The sequence below is a fragment of the Butyrivibrio sp. AE3006 genome, assembly GCF_000424165.1.
Classification (GTDB): Bacteria; Bacillota; Clostridia; order Lachnospirales; family Lachnospiraceae; genus Butyrivibrio.
In genome coordinates, this window is record NZ_AUJJ01000002.1 from 44,223 (window position 1) to 61,631 (window position 17,409).

Annotated in this window: 18 protein-coding genes and 1 pseudogene; 17 read left to right on the plus strand and 2 right to left on the minus strand. The window is 43.5% G+C overall.

The genetic code is table 11. The features are described from left to right. Both G603_RS0101935 and G603_RS22205 read left to right on the plus strand, forming a co-directional pair. Positions 1–777, plus strand: coding sequence for a ZIP family metal transporter (locus G603_RS0101935; protein ID WP_026669151.1), 777 nt, complete (start codon positions 1–3; stop codon positions 775–777). 76 nt (positions 778–853) lie between these two features. Further along, positions 854–1,009: a hypothetical protein gene (locus G603_RS22205; protein WP_155832599.1), complete on the plus strand. Its 156-nt coding sequence runs from the start codon at positions 854–856 to the stop codon at positions 1,007–1,009. Between the two features lie 15 nt (positions 1,010–1,024). Here the strand turns inward: G603_RS22205 and G603_RS0101940 are convergent, their stop codons facing one another. Beyond that, the gene (locus G603_RS0101940; protein ID WP_026669152.1) at positions 1,025–1,885 is read right to left on the minus strand and encodes a LysR family transcriptional regulator; all 861 of its coding nucleotides are present in this window, start codon (positions 1,883–1,885) and stop codon (positions 1,025–1,027) included. A 135-nt stretch (positions 1,886–2,020) separates the two neighbouring features. Here G603_RS0101940 and G603_RS0101945 point away from each other — a divergent pair, with 135 nt between their 5' ends. From G603_RS0101945 to G603_RS0101955, 3 genes are all read left to right on the plus strand, one after another. Next, on the plus strand, positions 2,021–2,830 hold the full coding sequence (locus G603_RS0101945; RefSeq protein WP_196808031.1) for an EFR1 family ferrodoxin: 810 nt from the start codon (positions 2,021–2,023) through the stop codon (positions 2,828–2,830). Between the two features lie 25 nt (positions 2,831–2,855). After that, positions 2,856–2,981 carry a recombinase family protein gene (locus G603_RS23210; RefSeq protein ID WP_242834823.1) on the plus strand — a complete coding sequence of 42 codons (126 nt, stop codon included), beginning with the start codon at positions 2,856–2,858 and terminating at the stop codon, positions 2,979–2,981. A gap of 335 nt (positions 2,982–3,316) precedes the next feature. Continuing rightward, positions 3,317–4,405 (plus strand): PDDEXK nuclease domain-containing protein, encoded by a 1,089-nt coding sequence (locus tag G603_RS0101955; protein ID WP_026669154.1) that lies wholly within the window; start codon positions 3,317–3,319, stop codon positions 4,403–4,405. Between the two features lie 317 nt (positions 4,406–4,722). Here the strand turns inward: G603_RS0101955 and G603_RS0101960 are convergent, their stop codons facing one another. Continuing rightward, entirely contained in the window at positions 4,723–5,778 is a 1,056-nt protein-coding gene (locus G603_RS0101960) for an AraC family transcriptional regulator (RefSeq protein WP_026669155.1), read from the minus strand. 228 nt (positions 5,779–6,006) lie between these two features. On the opposite strand from G603_RS0101960, the gene G603_RS0101965 reads away from it, so the two are divergent. The 12 genes and pseudogenes from G603_RS0101965 to G603_RS0102020 all read left to right on the plus strand — a co-directional run bounded on the left by G603_RS0101965 (position 6,007) and on the right by G603_RS0102020 (position 17,241). Beyond that, entirely contained in the window at positions 6,007–7,506 is a 1,500-nt protein-coding gene (locus tag G603_RS0101965; protein ID WP_026669156.1) for a sugar ABC transporter ATP-binding protein, read from the plus strand. Between the two features lie 12 nt (positions 7,507–7,518). Next, complete coding sequence (locus G603_RS0101970) at positions 7,519–8,496, plus strand: ABC transporter permease subunit (protein WP_026669157.1); 978 nt, start codon at positions 7,519–7,521, stop codon at positions 8,494–8,496. Between the two features lie 27 nt (positions 8,497–8,523). After that, on the plus strand, positions 8,524–9,726 hold the full coding sequence (locus tag G603_RS0101975; RefSeq protein WP_026669158.1) for a substrate-binding domain-containing protein: 1,203 nt from the start codon (positions 8,524–8,526) through the stop codon (positions 9,724–9,726). A gap of 16 nt (positions 9,727–9,742) precedes the next feature. Further along, positions 9,743–10,726 carry an ABC transporter permease gene (locus tag G603_RS0101980; RefSeq protein WP_026669159.1) on the plus strand — a complete coding sequence of 328 codons (984 nt, stop codon included), beginning with the start codon at positions 9,743–9,745 and terminating at the stop codon, positions 10,724–10,726. Then, complete coding sequence (locus tag G603_RS0101985) at positions 10,719–12,260, plus strand: alpha-L-rhamnosidase-related protein (protein WP_051207367.1); 1,542 nt, start codon at positions 10,719–10,721, stop codon at positions 12,258–12,260. Before G603_RS0101980 ends, G603_RS0101985 begins: the two co-directional genes overlap by 8 nt. Next, positions 12,261–14,021 (plus strand): glycoside hydrolase family 3 protein, encoded by a 1,761-nt coding sequence (locus tag G603_RS0101990; RefSeq protein ID WP_026669161.1) that lies wholly within the window; start codon positions 12,261–12,263, stop codon positions 14,019–14,021. A gap of 23 nt (positions 14,022–14,044) precedes the next feature. Beyond that, positions 14,045–14,677, plus strand: coding sequence for a beta-phosphoglucomutase (gene pgmB, locus G603_RS0101995; RefSeq protein ID WP_026669162.1), 633 nt, complete (start codon positions 14,045–14,047; stop codon positions 14,675–14,677). A gap of 155 nt (positions 14,678–14,832) precedes the next feature. After that, on the plus strand, positions 14,833–15,093 hold the full coding sequence (gene rhuM, locus G603_RS23090) for a RhuM family protein (protein WP_051207368.1): 261 nt from the start codon (positions 14,833–14,835) through the stop codon (positions 15,091–15,093). Positions 15,094–15,134: 41 nt separating this feature from the next. Beyond that, positions 15,135–15,263: a hypothetical protein gene (locus tag G603_RS23095; protein ID WP_330367496.1), complete on the plus strand. Its 129-nt coding sequence runs from the start codon at positions 15,135–15,137 to the stop codon at positions 15,261–15,263. Positions 15,264–15,661: 398 nt separating this feature from the next. Then, positions 15,662–15,823, plus strand: a complete 162-nt coding sequence (locus G603_RS22210; protein ID WP_155830976.1) for a hypothetical protein — start codon at positions 15,662–15,664, stop codon at positions 15,821–15,823. Between the two features lie 117 nt (positions 15,824–15,940). Beyond that, a pseudogene (locus tag G603_RS18905) lies at positions 15,941–16,372 on the plus strand (TraM recognition domain-containing protein); the annotation flags it as partial. Between the two features lie 233 nt (positions 16,373–16,605). Next, positions 16,606–17,241: a PBECR4 domain-containing protein gene (locus G603_RS0102020; RefSeq protein ID WP_026524155.1), complete on the plus strand. Its 636-nt coding sequence runs from the start codon at positions 16,606–16,608 to the stop codon at positions 17,239–17,241. The last annotated feature ends 168 nt before the right edge of the window (positions 17,242–17,409 follow it).

Below are 17,409 nucleotides of genomic sequence, written 5' to 3' on the forward strand. Positions count from 1 at the left end.
ATGGAGACGGTTTTAGGATTACTAATCCCATTTGCCGGGACAGCCCTGGGCTCAGCCGGAGTTTTCTTTATGAAAAAAGAGCTGGATGATAAGGTTCAGCGTGCACTTACGGGCTTTGCCAGCGGAGTAATGGTGGCGGCCTCCATATGGAGTCTTATTGTTCCTGCTCTGGAACAATCGGAATCTATGGGAAAGCTCTCTTTTCTTCCTGCGGTAATAGGATTCTGGTTAGGTATTCTGTTCCTGCTGTTTCTCGATAGTGTGATTCCTCACCTTCACATGAATGCTGAGAAAGCAGAGGGACCAAAGGCAAACCTAAAGAAAACAACAATGATGGTTCTTGCGGTTACTCTTCACAATATTCCGGAAGGAATGGCAGTTGGAGCGGTTTTTGCCGGACTACGTGCAGGCTCTGCTGCGGTTACGGCAGGAGGTGCACTGGCACTGGCTCTTGGTATAGCTATTCAGAACTTCCCGGAGGGAGCTATCATTTCGATGCCTCTTCATGCTCAGGGCCAGAGTAGGTTCAAGGCTTTTATGGGAGGTGCTTTGTCAGGAGCTGTTGAGCCTCTTGGAGCGCTTCTTACAGTTTTGGCTGCCGGATTGATTGTGCCGGTGATGCCTTATCTGCTTTCCTTTGCAGCCGGAGCAATGATGTATGTGGTTGTAGAGGAACTTATTCCAGAAATGTCTGAGGGAGAACACTCAAATATCGGAGTATTGATGTTTGCTTTGGGATTTACCCTCATGATGGCCCTTGATGTGGCTTTGGGATGAATGAAAATGAAGGTTACAGCACTTTGGCTGTGAAACCGATAAATTTGAAATGGCATTTCAAGGGTGCCACACAGTATTGCACCTAAGCTTGGTCCAGTTACACCTTGCAATTGCAGTCATCCTTGTCCTTATGGTAATGGCAGAACGTTTTGCTTTCCCTGCTATCAGAAGCTTGTTGCTGACAGCAGAAGTAACAGGTATGGCAAATGGCCTTAGTCTTTCTCATGCATAAATGACTTGCATCAGGTCAGTTCATTGTTTCTTCGATAAATTTCAGAAATGCATTGACTGCATCTGACTGTGCTTCTCGTTTCTTCCAGATCAGCAGAGGCGTAGCCCATTTGCAGGGAGCAATCGCAACGAACGTGAGTCCTTCCCTCAGGAGGTCCGGATCTTCGAAGCACAGCATGGGGCCAAGCCCCTGCTTTACAAGCTGGATGGCATTATGTGCCAGGGTATAGACAGCGGCTATGTCCGGACTTTTGGAAAACCAGCCGGTCAATTCCCTGTAATATACCTGGTTTTCCGGAATGATCAGGGATTCCTTTTCAAGGTCTTCGGCTCTGATCTGTTCCCGCGATGCAAGAGGATGGTCATTCTTTACTAGAACACCCCAGCATGTTTTTCCCGGGTACTCCAGGCTTTCGAAGGGCTCTGTACTGACGGATCGGGTCAGTAGCCCCAGATCAAGGACTCCCTTTTCCACATCCTCACGGATTTCCTCGGCATTTCCAGACTGAATATGAAAACAGATTCCGGGCTGCAGGCGGCGGAAGTCCCGGATCTGTTCCGAAAGCTTTGAAAAAGCCGGGATCTCTCCTGATCCGATGTATATATCACCTTTTAGAAATTTCTGATCCTTTTCCCGGTTAACTGCTTTTCTGTAGATTCTCAGTATATCCGATGCTGTTTCCCTGAACTGCCTGCCTTCATCAGTCAGAGTTACAAATCTGTTCGTCCTCAAGAACAGCTGTCGGCCAAGCTCATCTTCCAGTTCCTTGATCCTTCTGGAGACTGTTGGCTGAGACAGATGCAGCAGTTTCGCTGCCTTTGTGATATTTCTTTCTTCTGCTGCCATCATAAAGATCTCAAGACTTATCATATCCATGCATATGTCCCCATGCTTTCTCTATAGTGATACAAGTATAGCAAAGTGAGCGGTTTATCACCAGTCTGATATTTGATTTTTGTATGACAGACTATTTGAAATTGTTATTTTGCATGGATCATTGGAGGAGTTATAATGTATTCATCAAGTAAAGAAAAGGAAAGGAAATCTGAGATGATCTTATTTTTTTCAGCAACCGGAAACAGTCTCTATGCAGCGAAGCAGCTGGATCAGGAACTTGTCAGCATTCCCCAGGAAATGAAAAAGACAAACCGGCATTATACTGCCGATAAGATCGGGATTGTCTGCCCGCTTTTTGAGTTTGAGATCCCGCCTATGGTGAAGGATTTCATCCGTGATTCAGAATTTGAAACAGAATATTTTTATCTGGTTGTGACCTACGGCTGCCATCACGGTGGGGTTGCCGGCCGTACCCAGGAATTTCTTTCATCTATCGGGAAAGAAGCGAATTATATCAATACCATTATCATGCATGACAACGCAATTATAGTATTTGATATGAATCAGCAGAGACAAATCGAAGGTGAAAAGAAAGTTGACGAGCATCTTGCACTGATCAAAGCTGACATCGATACAGAAAAGCACTATATTCAGGCTGCGTCAAAGGAAGAAACGGATTTTTATAATGGCTACATGCACTTCAAAGAACAAGCCGGCCCAATGTATTCCTTCCCGCTTTACCGCGTAAATGAACGCTGCGTCGGCTGCGGTACCTGCAGCCATATCTGTCCACGAGGATGTATCCGGTTGGAAAACAATCGCCCGGACTATAATTACACGAATTGTATAAACTGTATGGCATGCATCCAGGCCTGCCCTACAAAAGCCCTGCAGTTTGCCACAGTAAATGAGCCCAACCCGGAAGCCCGATACAGAAATGTTCATATCACACTGAAAGAGCTTATAGAGGCTAATCAGCAGTAATGGTGTTCGTAAAATTCAGGACATCATGGAGCAGGAGGGTCGAAAGACTGCAACAGGGCTTACCAGATGGCAGTCTGGGTACATCAATAGAATGCTTAGCAATCCTTTTTATTGCGGAAGAAGCGTTTATCGTAAGCAATTTCATTTATAGCTGAAATAAGACAAATTGAAACTTTATAGTGAGCATAAAATGACTTCGTGTCAAATTGGCACGAAGTCATTTTTAATTATTTTTGAACATGCTGCAGTGATGTGGCGAGGTCTTTTTGCATAAAAATGTGTATAGAAACAAAAAGTCACTCATAAAAGCGCGAAGAGTACATTGTGTTTCTGAGATTTCCCCAACAGTGTCGGAAAATTTGATCTGTATCGAACAAAAATGCGGAATCCGCAAAAATGTCGATTAGAGTAGCTGTCTTTTTTACACATGATATAGTCAATACTGTATAATTGAATTTGCTTGATAGAAATAGTTGGAGGCGAGATATGAGCAACCTTATTAAATTTGATAATGAATATAAAAACTGGATTACAGAAGTATCAAAGCGTTTTAGACAGACCCAGCTAAAAGCTGCTGTGAAGACTAATAGCGATATGCTTAGATTCTATTGGTCTCTTGGCAGAGATATTGTTGGAATGAGCGAGAAGAATAATTACGGTTCTGGCTTTTATAAAACAATTAGTGAGGATCTTAAAGACATCTTTCCAGATATTAAATCGTTTTCGCCTACAAATCTTAAATATATGAGATATTTTTATGAGATGTATCCGGAAATATTAAATCGTCCTCAACTTGGGGACGATTCTGAAAATGAATTAAATCGTCCCCAGGCTGGGGACGATTTGGAAAATGCAATATTTTTTATTCCTTGGGGGCATAACAAAGTTATCATAGATAAGTGTAAAGGAGATTCCGCAAAGGCACTGTTCTATGTGAAGAAAACATTGGAAAACAATTGGTCAAGGGATGTTCTTTTGAACTTCCTTGATACTGATCTGTATGAGAGACAAGGTAAGGCGGTAACAAATTTTGCATTAACATTACCGGCAGAGCAGAGTGATCTTGCGCAGGCTATGACGAAGGATCCATATAGATTTGATTTTTTAACATTGAGAGAAAAGTATGATGAGAAAGAGCTTAAGGATGCGCTTATAAACAAGGCCGAGAAGTTCCTTATGGAACTTGGTACAGGCTTTGCATATATGGGTCGAGAAGTCAGGATTGAAGTAGGTGATACTGAGAAGTTTATTGATATGCTCTTTTACAACACCAAGCGACACTGCTATGTAGTTTTGGAAGTGAAAACGGGCAAGTTTGATTCTTCGTATGCGGGACAGCTTGGCACATATGTTGTAGCAGTAAATCATCAGATTAAATCAGAGGAAGATAACCCTACAGTTGGCTTATTGATATGCAAGGACCTTGATAAAGTAGAGGCTCAATATGCATTGGAATCAAGCAGCCAACCTATTGGAGTATCCAGTTACGAACTTTCAAAGTTGGTACCGGAAGAATTCAAGGGAAGTATGCCAACTATTGAAGAGATTGAAGCCGAGTTTGGGGACATGGATTGAGCATAAGTCTACAGGACGCCGTTACGCTTTAAGGAAGCGGGAGAGGTTTTGGGGCGTTACGCCTCCAACAAGTGGCAAGTGGGGCATATGTATTACATATGCGACTTGTTGAGGGAACTTCCCCCAATTCCCTTGCATCAGATTTTCAATCTGACTGTTGTATCTGTGATGTGGGAAAATAACAAATGCCAAGAATGATAAATTGATTTGCGATATAAGATTTGAGTGCGGTAAAAAAACTGCACTCAATTTTTGTTTTTGGTGTTAGGTTTACTCGTTTTGAATTGTATTATATATAGAGCATTCCTGTAAGTCTTTTACCTGTTCCTACTGGATGCAGACTCCTTTCGATAAGCGGAAGGAGTCATTTTTGTGTGCTTTTTAAACTGACGGATATAGTGCTCCGTGGTGTCATATCCCACAGCTTCAGCTATGGTGGCAACACTCATGGTGGAGTTTGCAAGAAGATCCTGACTTCGCTCTATTCGCACGGTCCTGAGGATCTCGGTGTAGGTCATTCCCGTAAGCTCTTTTATCAGTCTTGAGGTGTACTCGTTGGAATAATGGAATTTCTCAGAGAGGTCAGAGAGAGTTACCTCCTTGTAATTCTCCTGAATATACTGGATAAGAGCATATCGCTGTACATCTATGCGGCTGTCAAACAGCGGCATCTGAACGGATTCCGAGTAGCTCCTTATTATCAGATAAAAATCAAGAAGCAGGGTATTTGTAATGGCCTGGTAATGGTACTCCTGTCTGTTGAGGGATTCTGTCAGCATCCAGATAAAGGAAGTAGCTATACCATCATCGGAGCCTGTATGGAACATGATGTAGTCGTTGGCCTTCTTGGCATATATATTGTTCAGGAAAAAAGAGCTGAGTATATTCGGGGTGTTCAGGAAGGAATAGAACATGGAATGTAAAGTATCCCTTCTAAGCATTATGTTTATGACTATGGTGTCGTCAAACACGCTGATGGAATGTTTGATCCCGGGAGGAATAACGCAAAAATCTCCCGTACGCATCTCTATGGTTCTTCCGGAGATGGTCTGGGAGCACTTGCCGTCATAGACGTAGCTCAGCTCAAAAAAGGTATGACTGTGCTCAATGGCCGGTGAATACCTCTCATGTTTTTGTACCACTATACTGTCATTATTTGACAGATCGAAAAAGAAGGAATCTTCGAATACCTCTGGTATTGTCTCGGGCTTTTCCAGAACCAGAAGGTGTCTGTCTAGAACAAACTTCATATCAAGACCATTAAGAAAAGCCTTCAGGCTGTCTTTGTCCATCCTGGCAAAATAGTAGTCTCTGTAAAATTTCTCAACTTCGGTAATGTCGTATATGTGCTGCTTTACCGCTGTATGATCCATATCCTTAAGTCCCTTATATATCTGAAATGAACGTCTGATTAAAACAGCTAAATAATACCCCTAATGAAGGAGAATGTCAAAAAAGTTCATATTAATATCCGAAAAAGTATATTTACATCATAATAAGTCAATAAAATTGAGCGATTATGTGAATTATGTAAAAGCCATTTACTCAATATAATGAATCCATAAACAAGCAATGTCTCAGACAGAAAGGATTCATTGGTTATGAATACTCCGATTCTGGAAATGAAAAACATAACAAAAAAATTCGGAAGTGTGACTGCTCTAAACGGAGTAAACCTTGAGGTTTACCCTGGAGAGATAAGAGGTCTCATAGGTGAGAACGGTTCGGGCAAATCCACCATATCATCCATCGCGGCGGGAATGCAGAAGGCAACCTCGGGACAGATGTTGTATGAAGGAAAGGCCTGGGAGCCCGAGAGCATGATCGATGCTCTGAACAAAGGTATAGGAATGGTGGTCCAGGAGAGCGGAACTATAACGGGGATCACCGTTGCGGAAAATATTTTTCTGGCAGAGATGAAGAAGTTTAAGAAGGGGCTTCTTGTGGATAGAAAAAGACTCTTTGAGGAAGCGGACAGAGCCCTTTCCAATATAGGAATAACCTCCATTTCCGGAAGGGATATGATGGACAGCCTTTCCTTCCAGGAGAGGAAGCTGGTGGAAATCGCAAAGGTCATACTAAAAAAGCCCCGGATCCTGGTGATAGATGAAACCAGCACGGCACTATCTCATGACGGAAGACAGATCATGTACGGCATCATGAAAAAGATGAAGGAAGAAGGCGGATCAGTTATTTTTATCTCCCATGATCTGGAGGAAATAATGGAGGTCTGCGACACTCTGACAGTCCTTAGAGACGGTAATCTTATAAGGACCTTCGCTAAAGAGGAATTTGATGAAGATCTTATAAGGACTAGCATGATAGGAAGAGAGATAGAGGGTGATTACTACAGACCGGACTTTAATTGCAGCTTCCTTGATGAAGAAGCCATTGTGGTAAAGAATCTGTGTTTTAATGACAAGCTTAAGGATGTGTCTTTGACACTTCACCGGGGAGAGATCCTGGGAATTGGAGGACTTGCGGACTGCGGGATGCATGAGCTTGGAGAGGCTATATTCGGAGCGCTTAAACCCGAGAGCGGAGCTGTCATATCCCCAAGAGGAAGGCAGATAAAGTCTCCCCACAACGCAATGACTGACAAGATAGGCTATGTATCCAAGGACAGAGACAGAAAATCCCTTTGTCTTGAGGCCAGCATCAAGGACAATATCGCAGTTGCGGGAATGAACATATTCAAATCCGGGGCGGGACTAATAACCAGGTCCGCGGAAAGGAAATATGTAGACGAGCAGATAGATGCCCTGAGGATCAAATGCTCGGGGAGAGATCAGGTAGTAGCACAGCTTTCCGGCGGCAACAAGCAAAAGGTAGTCTTTGGAAAATGGATAGGCTGCGGCAGTGAGATCCTGATACTGGATTGTCCCACGAGAGGTGTGGACATCGGTGTCAAACAGGCAATGTATCAGCTTATGTCAAAGCTTAAGAGCGAAGGAAAAGCTATTCTCATGATAAGCGAAGAACTTCCTGAACTCATTGGGATGAGCGACAGGGTCCTTATTATGAAGAACGGTGAAATAACAGGAGAATTTAAGCGAAGTAAAGATCTGTCCGAGAGCGACATCATAGGATGCATGATCTAGGAGGCAAAAGAAATGAATATAAAGAAAAACATAAACAGGCAGAATATCATAGCTCTTTTGCCCCTGGCGGCGCTGGCGGTGCTCTTTTTGGTCTTTTGCATCGTGGTGAATGCAAAGGGTTACAGACTTGATATGTATCTGAAGATCGTGTTCAATGAGGCGCTGGTTCTGGCGATCGTAGCGACGGGAGCAACCTTCATCTATACCCTTGGAACCTTTGATATCAGTCTTGGCGCTTCCACGCTGTTTTCGGCAACTCTCGGAGTAATGGTCTACAACAAAACAGAGAATATAGCGCTGATGATGGCGGTGATACTACTTACGGGAATTGTGTGCTCGCTGCTCAATTCGGTGCTGGCCTCAATCTTCCATATACCGGCCTTTGTAACCACGGTCGCGATGATGTCAGTACTGTCAGCTGTATCAGCGCAGATAATTACGGTGAACGGAGGAGCGCTGGGCGGGATAAACATTCCCAGCAGCGTAGTAAAGCCCTTTGACAATATGCCCTTCAAGATAGCGGTTCTTTTGCTGCTCTTTGCAATCTCAGTCTTTGTATTCGAGTTCACAAAGGCAGGAAGAAGGATGAAGTTTGTGGGAGGGAATCCTCTCTGCGCCTATCTTACCGGCATCAAAGCCGACAAGTACACGATATTGGCTTTTGTGATGGCAGGTATCGGTATAGGGCTCGGAGCATTCCTTACTCTTGTATATACCCCTTCGGTCACTACGACAACGGCTTCAAGTATAGGAATGAATATCTTTATAGCCATAGTATTTGGTGGAATGCCCATATCGGGAGGCGCAAGATCCAGGATATACGCCGCACTGGTTGGAGGTTTCTCATATATGCTGCTTAACGACATTTTGGAGATAGTGATAGATTCCAGTGCAGCATACGGAATAACACAGGTGATCAGCGCAGTTTTCTTCCTGATAGTGGTCTATATCACAGGAATGAATTACAAAACCGCACTATTGCCAAGATAAAGAACTTATGAAAACGGAGGAACAAATATGAACAGGAAAGTAACAAAGGTACTCGGACTTGCCATGGCAGCAGCCATGACCGTAATGACAGGATGCGGCAGCAGCGCACCTGCTGCGGTTTCAGACACAACAGATAACAGCGCTGATAATGCGGTTACAAGTGAAGCTTCCGCAGATCAGGGTGAAACTCGTAAGATTGGTGTACTTGTTGCAGACGTCAGCGGCGAGGAAGCACTTGGATTCAGAAACTACTACGAGAAATATATTCAGAACAACTACAATGTAACCTTTGATTATACAGATGCTCTTGCAAGTGCTGAGGATGAGAAGGCAGCCATCGAGAAGTTTGCATCAAAGGGATATGACGCCGTTATCTCGCTCTCCAGCAGTGACAGAGCTCAGCAGATCGAGACCTGTGAAGAGTATGGCATCTACTATGCGATTGCATCCGGCGTGCTTGATGAGAGTCAGTATGAGACCTACAAGACTTATGAGCATTTTGTCGGCCAGGTTGGACCTTCAAACGAGACAGAGTTTGAAGCCGGCAAGGAGATGGGCAAGTATTTTAAGGATAAGGGCGTAAAGAGCGTTGCCATCTACGGAGCGTTTATCCCCAATCCTATGCACGTATACCGCGCAGCAGGTGTGATCGCCGGACTTGGTGATACCTACGGCGGAACAGATGATATGAACGGTATGATCGGACAGATATTCCAGGATCAGGGTGTTGACCTTACAAAGGTTTCTGGAGATGTTGAGGTGGTAGCTTACCTTCAGGGATATGGCGACACAACCACCGACGAGCTCAATGCAGCGATCCAGAAAGCACCTGAGGCATTTATCTCAGTGGGAATGGCAACAACCTTCTTTGCTCAGACACTTAGTCAGGAGAACATTCCTTTTTCAGATATCGACTCCTTTACAGCCATGAACAGCGAATCAATGAAGAATGGCTCTCTTGAGTATCTCGCCGGCAAATATTCATCTTCCATCGGACCTGTATTCGCTCTTGTAATGGATGCGATTGACGGAAATGTTATTAGAGATCCCGAGGGAAATGCTGTCTCCTTCACACAGGGCTATCTTGTGGCAACAGATGCAGAATCCTTTGACCAGTACTATGTAAACGACAACGGTGATACACCTATTTTTGACAAGGCAAGTCTTGATGGCATTATCGGTCAGGATGTTACCTATGATGATGTAAAGGCACTTATCGAGAGTAAGTGATGAATGGAGGCAGTTCATGAGCACCCTTAAGAAGATTTTAAAAACATTGGCAATCCCTGCGGCTGTGGCAGTGGTATTGGAAGGAATCTGCCTTGCAAATGGGCAGACCATCATATCGGGAGCAAAGAGCTTTGATAACTTTGTGGTGTATACAGCCATCGTTATGATCACCACCATGGCGCTCTCCATAAACTTAAACAGCGGAAGATTTGATTTTTCCCTGGGGGCAATGGCAGGACTTTCATCTGTGATAGGTGCGAAGATCACATACGGTTTTCTTAAAGGGGGCTCTGGTTCTGCACTTCTTATGCTGATAATAACGGTTCTTGCGGGAGCACTGCTGGGACTTATATCGGGAACCGTGTACTGCGCTTTGAGGCTTCCGCCCATTATCGTCTCTCTTGGTGTGACCCTGGTATACGAGGGAATAATGTATACCATAACAGGCGGCAAATACCTTATGAGTGAGGTTCAGAACAGATCCATGTCAGGCTTTGTTGGAACCTGGCTTTACGCAGCTGTTATTATTGCGGCGGTTCTTATCTTTATGATCATTGTCTTTGAGCGGACCTCCTTCGGCTATGATTACAACGCCCTTAAGTCAGGGCAGAAGGTAGCTGTAGCCACCGGTATCAATGAGGTTAAAAACGCCCTTATCTGTTACACGATCTGCGGCGGCCTTATGGGACTTGTGGGTATGCTGAATGCCGCAAGAAATACCACTATAAACGGAGGACAGCTGAATTTCGGAAGTATAGCCATTATGTTCACGGCCTTCCTTCCGATGTTCATTGCAGGCTATATCGGAAGGTTCGGAAACGAGAAGGTGGGCTTTTTGCTTTCTGCCCTGTGTATGTCACTTCTGAATTCCACCTTTGCGGTTTTCTCAAACCAGATAAATGCCACGACTCAGTCGATCATAAATGCAGTACTGCTGGTGATCTTCTTAATCTATTTAAACAATAATCATTTGATCAAGAGAATATTTGCACATGTATAACGAGAAATTATTACGGGAAGCGACAGCTCTTTTCCCTGAAATAAAGAAAAATAAGATAAACGAATGTAAGTGTATCGACTTAAAGAAGGATGGGGATGTCATAAAAAGAGATCCCCGTCCGGCATATAGGTCTATCGCACTGAAAAAAGACGACTCCATCATCCTGGATTTTGAGGACCACTATGTGGGGTACCTGACCCTGGACCTTGGCTATGAAGGGGCTCATCCTGACTCTCCGGTACTTCTGAGAATCCGTTTTGCGGAAAGAGAGATCGAGCTTTTTGAGGATGCCTCAGAGTATAAGGGCTGGGTCTCACCGGCCTGGATTGAGGAGGAGCTTATCCATGTGGACATAGTGCCCTCAGTTGTGGAACTGGACAGGAGATACTCCTTCAGATACGTCAGGATAGAGGTGGTTGATATCAGCTCCAGATTCTCTTTAAGGGTAAATGATGCATCCCTCACAGCAGTATCCTCTGCCCCGGATGAAGCTCTTTTGCCCTACTACAGCAGTGATGAGCTGGACATGGAAATTGACAGGGTGGCTGTAAAAACACTCCATGACTGTATGCAGACAGTCTTTGAGGATGGGCCCAAAAGGGACAGAAGACTATGGATCGGAGACCTGCGAATTCAGGCTCTGGTGAATTATGTCACCTACAACATGAATGACATGGTAAAGTCAAATCTTTATCTGTTCGGGGCTCTGACTCAGGAAGACGGACGGGTGGGAGCCTGTATCTTCCTTGATCCGAAGCCTGAAGTTGATGACACGAATATGTTTGACTATTCCCTGTTCTTTATCGTGATTCTTCGGGATTACTACAAAAGGACCGGGGATAAAAAAGCTGTGCTGGATCTTTTTGATGTATGCAAAAGACAGATTGAGCTGGCTAGGCAATGCCTGGATGAGCGCTTTGTGGTAAGGGACTCGGATGGTCTTGGCTGGTGCTTTGTGGACTGGAATCTTGCCCTCAATAAGCAGGCCTCCGCTCAGGGAATCTTCATGTATGCCCTTGAGGCAGCCATCGAGCTTGCCCAGTGCGTCGGAGACGTTCTTGCGGAAGAGGAATATGCGCAGCTTTATCTCAAGCTCAAGGAAGCTTCCAACAGATTCCTTTATGATGTTGAGAAGAAGCTCTATGTAAGCGGAGCAGAAAGTCAGATCTCATTTGCCTCGCAGATATGGATGGTGCTTGGAGGAGCAATGGAAGGTAAGGCAGCAGAGCGGCTCTTTGACAGAATGGAGGCCTGCCCTGAAGCAGTGACCATGGTGACTCCCTACATGTACCATAACTACATAGATGCACTTATTAAAATTGGAAAAAAAGATGTGGCTCACAGGAAAATGTCAAAGTACTGGGGAGGGATGGTGGCAAATTCCGCCGATACCTTCTGGGAACTGTATAATCCGGAAAATCCCAACGAGTCGCCCTACGGGGGCACAATTGTGAACAGCTACTGCCATGCATGGAGCTGTGGACCGGCATATTTTTTGAGAACCTATTTTAATGATACAAAGGATGAACTGTAAATGAGCATAAAGATTGATTATAAAGCAAACCCGTTCTGTCTTGATGATGAGGCGATAAAGTGGGTAGAGGATACCTTTGCCTCTATGACAGAAGATGAGAAGTGCGGGCAGGTATTCTGCCCCATGGGTTTTTCTAATGACGAAAATGTTCTTCGGGGCATAGTTGAAGGCGCAGCTGTGGGCGGAATGATGTACAGAAGCGGCCCGGCAAAAGAGCTGAGAGCTACCCACAAGAAGATTCAGGACATGGCAAAGATTCCTCTTCTTATCGCTGCCAATACAGAGGCCGGAGGAGACGGACTCTCCTTTGAGGGGACGAGTTTTGGAAAACCAATGGCGGTAGCTGCAACAAACGATCCGGAAAACGGATACCGGATGGGATATGTTGCCTGCAAAGAAGGCGCAGCTCTTGGGCTTAACTGGTCCTTTGCCCCTATCGTGGATATCAACTGGGAATTTCACAATCCCATAACCAATGTAAGGACCTTCGGAGATGACCCGAAGAAAATCGAAGCCTTTGCCTCAAGATACATGGATGGAGCCGATGAATGCGGCGTAGCGGTATCAATCAAGCACTTTCCCGGAGACGGCATAGATGAGAGGGACCAGCACATCGTTACAAGTGTTAACTCACTTGGCGTCAGGGAGTGGGATGAAAGCTTTGGCTATATCTACGGATCGCTTATAGGCAAGGGAGCAAAGACCGTGATGGTTGGACATATCGCTCAGCCTGCCTATGTAAAGGAGATTAACAAGGATGCCACAAAAGAGGAGATGCTCCGCCCCGCCTCTCTTTCAAAGGAGCTTCTGAAGGGGCTGCTTAGAGACAAACTTGGCTTTAACGGTCTTATCATAACTGATGCGACCCCGATGGTGGGCTTTACCTCGGCAATGCCAAGGAGCAGGGCCATCCCTACGGCAATTATGAGCGGCTGCGATATGATCCTCTTTAACAAGGATCTTTCCGAGGACATCGGCATTTTGAAAGATGGACTGAAAAGCGGTCTTCTTACAAATGAGCGCCTGGATGAGGCGGTTCTTCGCATCCTTGCCACAAAGGCCTCACTGGGGCTTCATGTAAAGCAGAGGGAAGGAAGGCTTGTCCCCTCAGAGGATGCCATAGGCATAGTGGGCTGCAGTGAGCATAAATCCTTCGCAAAAGAGGTGGCTGATAAGGCCATTACCCTTGTCAGGGATGAGAAGGCTCTTTTGCCTGTAAATCCGGGTAAGTATAAGAGAATATACCTTAATGTTATAGACAAAGAGATGAATCCCTGCAGCGATTTTGCGCTGATGTGGAAGGAAAAGCTTGAGAAGGAAGGGTTCGAAGTTACCGTAAGGGACAGGAGAACGCGGATAACGCCCATGGATTTCATGGATGTTGAAAACCTCCCGGACAAGAAGAAGGCTCTTTTGAATGAAATGTACAGAAGCGTTTCCGAGATGAAGAAGGATTACGATCTGTATATCTATGTCTGCAACATGGAGAATGCATCCAATAACACCACCCTGCGTCTTAACTGGAATGTGCTTTTTGGCCTCGGTGATGATGCTCCCTGGCATGCAAAAGAGATACCGATGATAATGATCTCCACCGCATACCCCTATCATCTTTTCGATGCACCCATGATCGGAACCTATATCAATGCTTACAGCGGCAATGAAGACTTCTGCAATGCTGTGATTGAAAAAATCATGGGAAGATCTAAGTTTGAGGGAGTAAGCCCCATAGATCCCTTCTGCGGAAAGGATTACATATAAAGATAGGCGAAAGGATGGGCAAAATGAATATAAAAGGGATAATCTTTGACCTGGACGGAGTCATCTGCAGCACCGATGAGTATCACTATCAGGCGTGGAAATCCATCGCGGATGAAGAAGGCATATATTTCGACAGGAATATAAATGAAAGACTCCGGGGAGTCTCAAGGGCTGAAAGCCTTGAGATCATACTTGAGAGAGCGACTGCTTCATACAGCCCGGAGCAAAAGGCTGCTCTCATGAAAAAAAAGAACAATATCTACAGAGAACTTCTAAAGAATATGGGGCCCAGGGACGTCACTGAGGAAGTGAGAAGCACCTTAAGGAAACTTAGAGAAAAGGGATATGGTCTATCCATTGGCTCTTCCTCTAAGAACACCAGGTTTATCCTGGAGAGGACAGGCCTTACTGATGCCTTTGACGGAATCAGCGACGGCAACATGATCTCCAGGTCTAAGCCCGATCCCGAGGTGTTCATAAAGGCAGCTGGTATCCTGGGGCTTAAAAACGGTGAGTGCCTTGTGATAGAAGATGCTGTCTCCGGCATAGACGCGGCAAATGCAGCGGGCTTTCACAGTGTCGGAATAGGCCCTGCTGCGGAGTGTGAGGGAGCAGAGTTTAAAATACAGAACTTATCTGAAATTTTGGATATCTAGTTTCAAAAATTAATAATTTCCTTTAAAACAAGAGAATAGACTTCAAAATGGATTTCCGAAAGGCAACAATAGTAATCTGAAGATGAGCTTAAGATAGGGCGTATAAACTATAAGGTTTATGAGTCTTTTCTTTTCTACCATATACCAGACGCGGATTGGATAAGAATTCAGTTGTAAAGGATTTCTTGACAACTGCTTCCGATGGAAAAAATTACAGAACAAAGCATTATAATCTTGATGTGATCATTTCTGTTGGATATAGGGTTAAATCTCAGCGAGGCACTGAATTTAGGCAATGGGCCAATTCAGTGTTAAAGCAGTATATTATAAATGGTTATGCTATCAATGAGAAAAGACTTACTGCACTTCAGAAAACTGTCGAGATTCAGTCTAAAATGTTGGCTGCAAGCGAATAGCTGCGTCATTATTCCTGGAGTTCCTTAGCAGAAACAAAGCATTGTTCAGAGACGGACACAAGGTTATCAGTGATGGCGCGCTTGTTGCTATTACTCTTATGATTGCAGAGTCCAATCCGGAAGAGAAGGAGATTATGACAGCTTTGGTTATGAACTTGCTTAAAGTTTAATGCTTTTTACAAATCCGCCCTAACATGGTAATATATATTCTGCCGTGTTAGGGCTATTTTTATATGATAAAATGGTACTCGATGTGGCACTCGATTGGTGCCTGTATAGACAGGTATATGTTACAAATGGCTTAAAAAAGAGCTTTTTTAGAAGGAGAAATATAAAAAATGAAACTAGGAATCGAAAGACTTCTCCTTTATCACGTTTAGTTACATAAGGTCACGCGAACCGTTATTTCGCGATTGTTTGGAAACTATAATTACACGTTTCGCTACATAAATTCACATTAGAAAATGACAATTGGTGTAAGCCTGGTGTAGCGCTGGTGTATGAACTGTTAACCGGACATCATCACGCAGAATAATTGAATATTGATTTACATAAAGGGCAGTTGTTCGTGAAACAGAACAATTGCTCTTTTTCTATGCCCCAAAACGGGTGCAACTATATTCAATTCACAGGAGGACACAGAATGAACTACGAAGAGTTCAAGGAAAATCTTGCAAATGATGTTAAGGAACAGATGGAGGCTAGATCAGGCTCCGAGGTTACTGTTTAAACAAGAACAGTAGAGAAGATGAATGAGACTTATGATGCGCTCACAGTTAAACCCGAGGATAGCATCATCGGGGTAAACCGCAATATCACAAAACTTTATGAGGAATATGAGGATGGAAAGTCACAGCTAAAAGCTATATACAAAGATAATGCAGATACCATTGTCGGTAATATGGATTCGCAATTGTTTCTTGGTGGTACTGAGCAGACTACGCTCAAGGATCTGAATCAGATTTTGGGCAAGGAAACCATCGATATGTACAATACCGGTGAGAGTAAGGGTAATAATCCTTCGTATTCCATGAACTATCAGAAGACCGGAAAAGATCTTATGACCATGGATGAGATTGCAGTAATGGATGGGGGAAAATGTATTCTGCAGCTTCGAGGCGTGAGACCGTTTTTCTCTGATAAATATGATGTAACCCAGCATCCACATTATAAGGAGACAGCAGAGTATGATCCTAAGAACGCATATGATATTGTGAAGAATCTCAATCCCAAGATGTCGCTTAAGGATGATGACTTGTATTATGTTGTGGAAGTATAGTATTATCAGGAAATAAGCTATTCAACGAAAAAAAGGATACGTTAAAATATTTGTGTGTGATTCGTTGACGGGAATAATGAATAGCATTATACTATATATGAATAGAAAAGTTATGTCGGGCGCAGCTCCTGGCTTCTCCGCTGCGGAGACGTTAAATATGAGCAGAATAAATATAGCTGCATAATTAAAGGGTTCTGGCGACAGAACCCTTTAATTATGCAAAAAGGTGGAAAATGTTTAGTTGGGATGAATTAAAAGAATTAACTATCAAGCCAAAGATTAATGATATTTCTTTGGATTGTTTATCACAATACTATCAGAATTATTTGTATCCATTTATTTATGAATATAATATATCTGCTGACTCAGGAGAGAAAAAGACACTCAAGCTTAGTTTTGAAAAGAAGAATTTTTGTCATCTTCTTGGTATTGAATCAATTGCCAGGGGGCATGTTAGCAACAAAGAACTTCAAGCATATAAAGGTGATATTGGATGGGACAGTATAAGAAATGGGGATTATGAATTATCTGATCTTAAGGCTTTGAATGGTAATAAATTTAGAAGTGTTAAAGCAAAGTTTGTATATTTCTATTTGCTACCAAAACTTGCCGAAAAGCCAAATGCTGTTCTTTTTGATAATTTGAAAGTAATTGGTGGTACATCTATAAATAGCGAGATTGTATTTTATAGTAAAGTTGAAAAGGATAATGCAATAATACATTTAGGTATAGATTATGATAAAGGAACATCTTTCTATTATCCTAGATCATTCTTTGTAGAGAAGAAGAGTGTTGTTGATGATGACATATATATATCTTCTCAGGAGAGTATAGAAGTAACGGTAAAGAATAGAATAATTACATTATAGAAAACTGAAAAATATCATTACATAGACCAGCAAAAGTCGGAGACGTCCGATACTTACTGGTCTATTTTTATGTCCAAAATCAGGTGCACATGGAAAAGGGTATAACGAAACTATCAACCATATTTTTATTTTTAGAAAGGAGAGTAGTCCGAAAACTTGCGCAGTTTT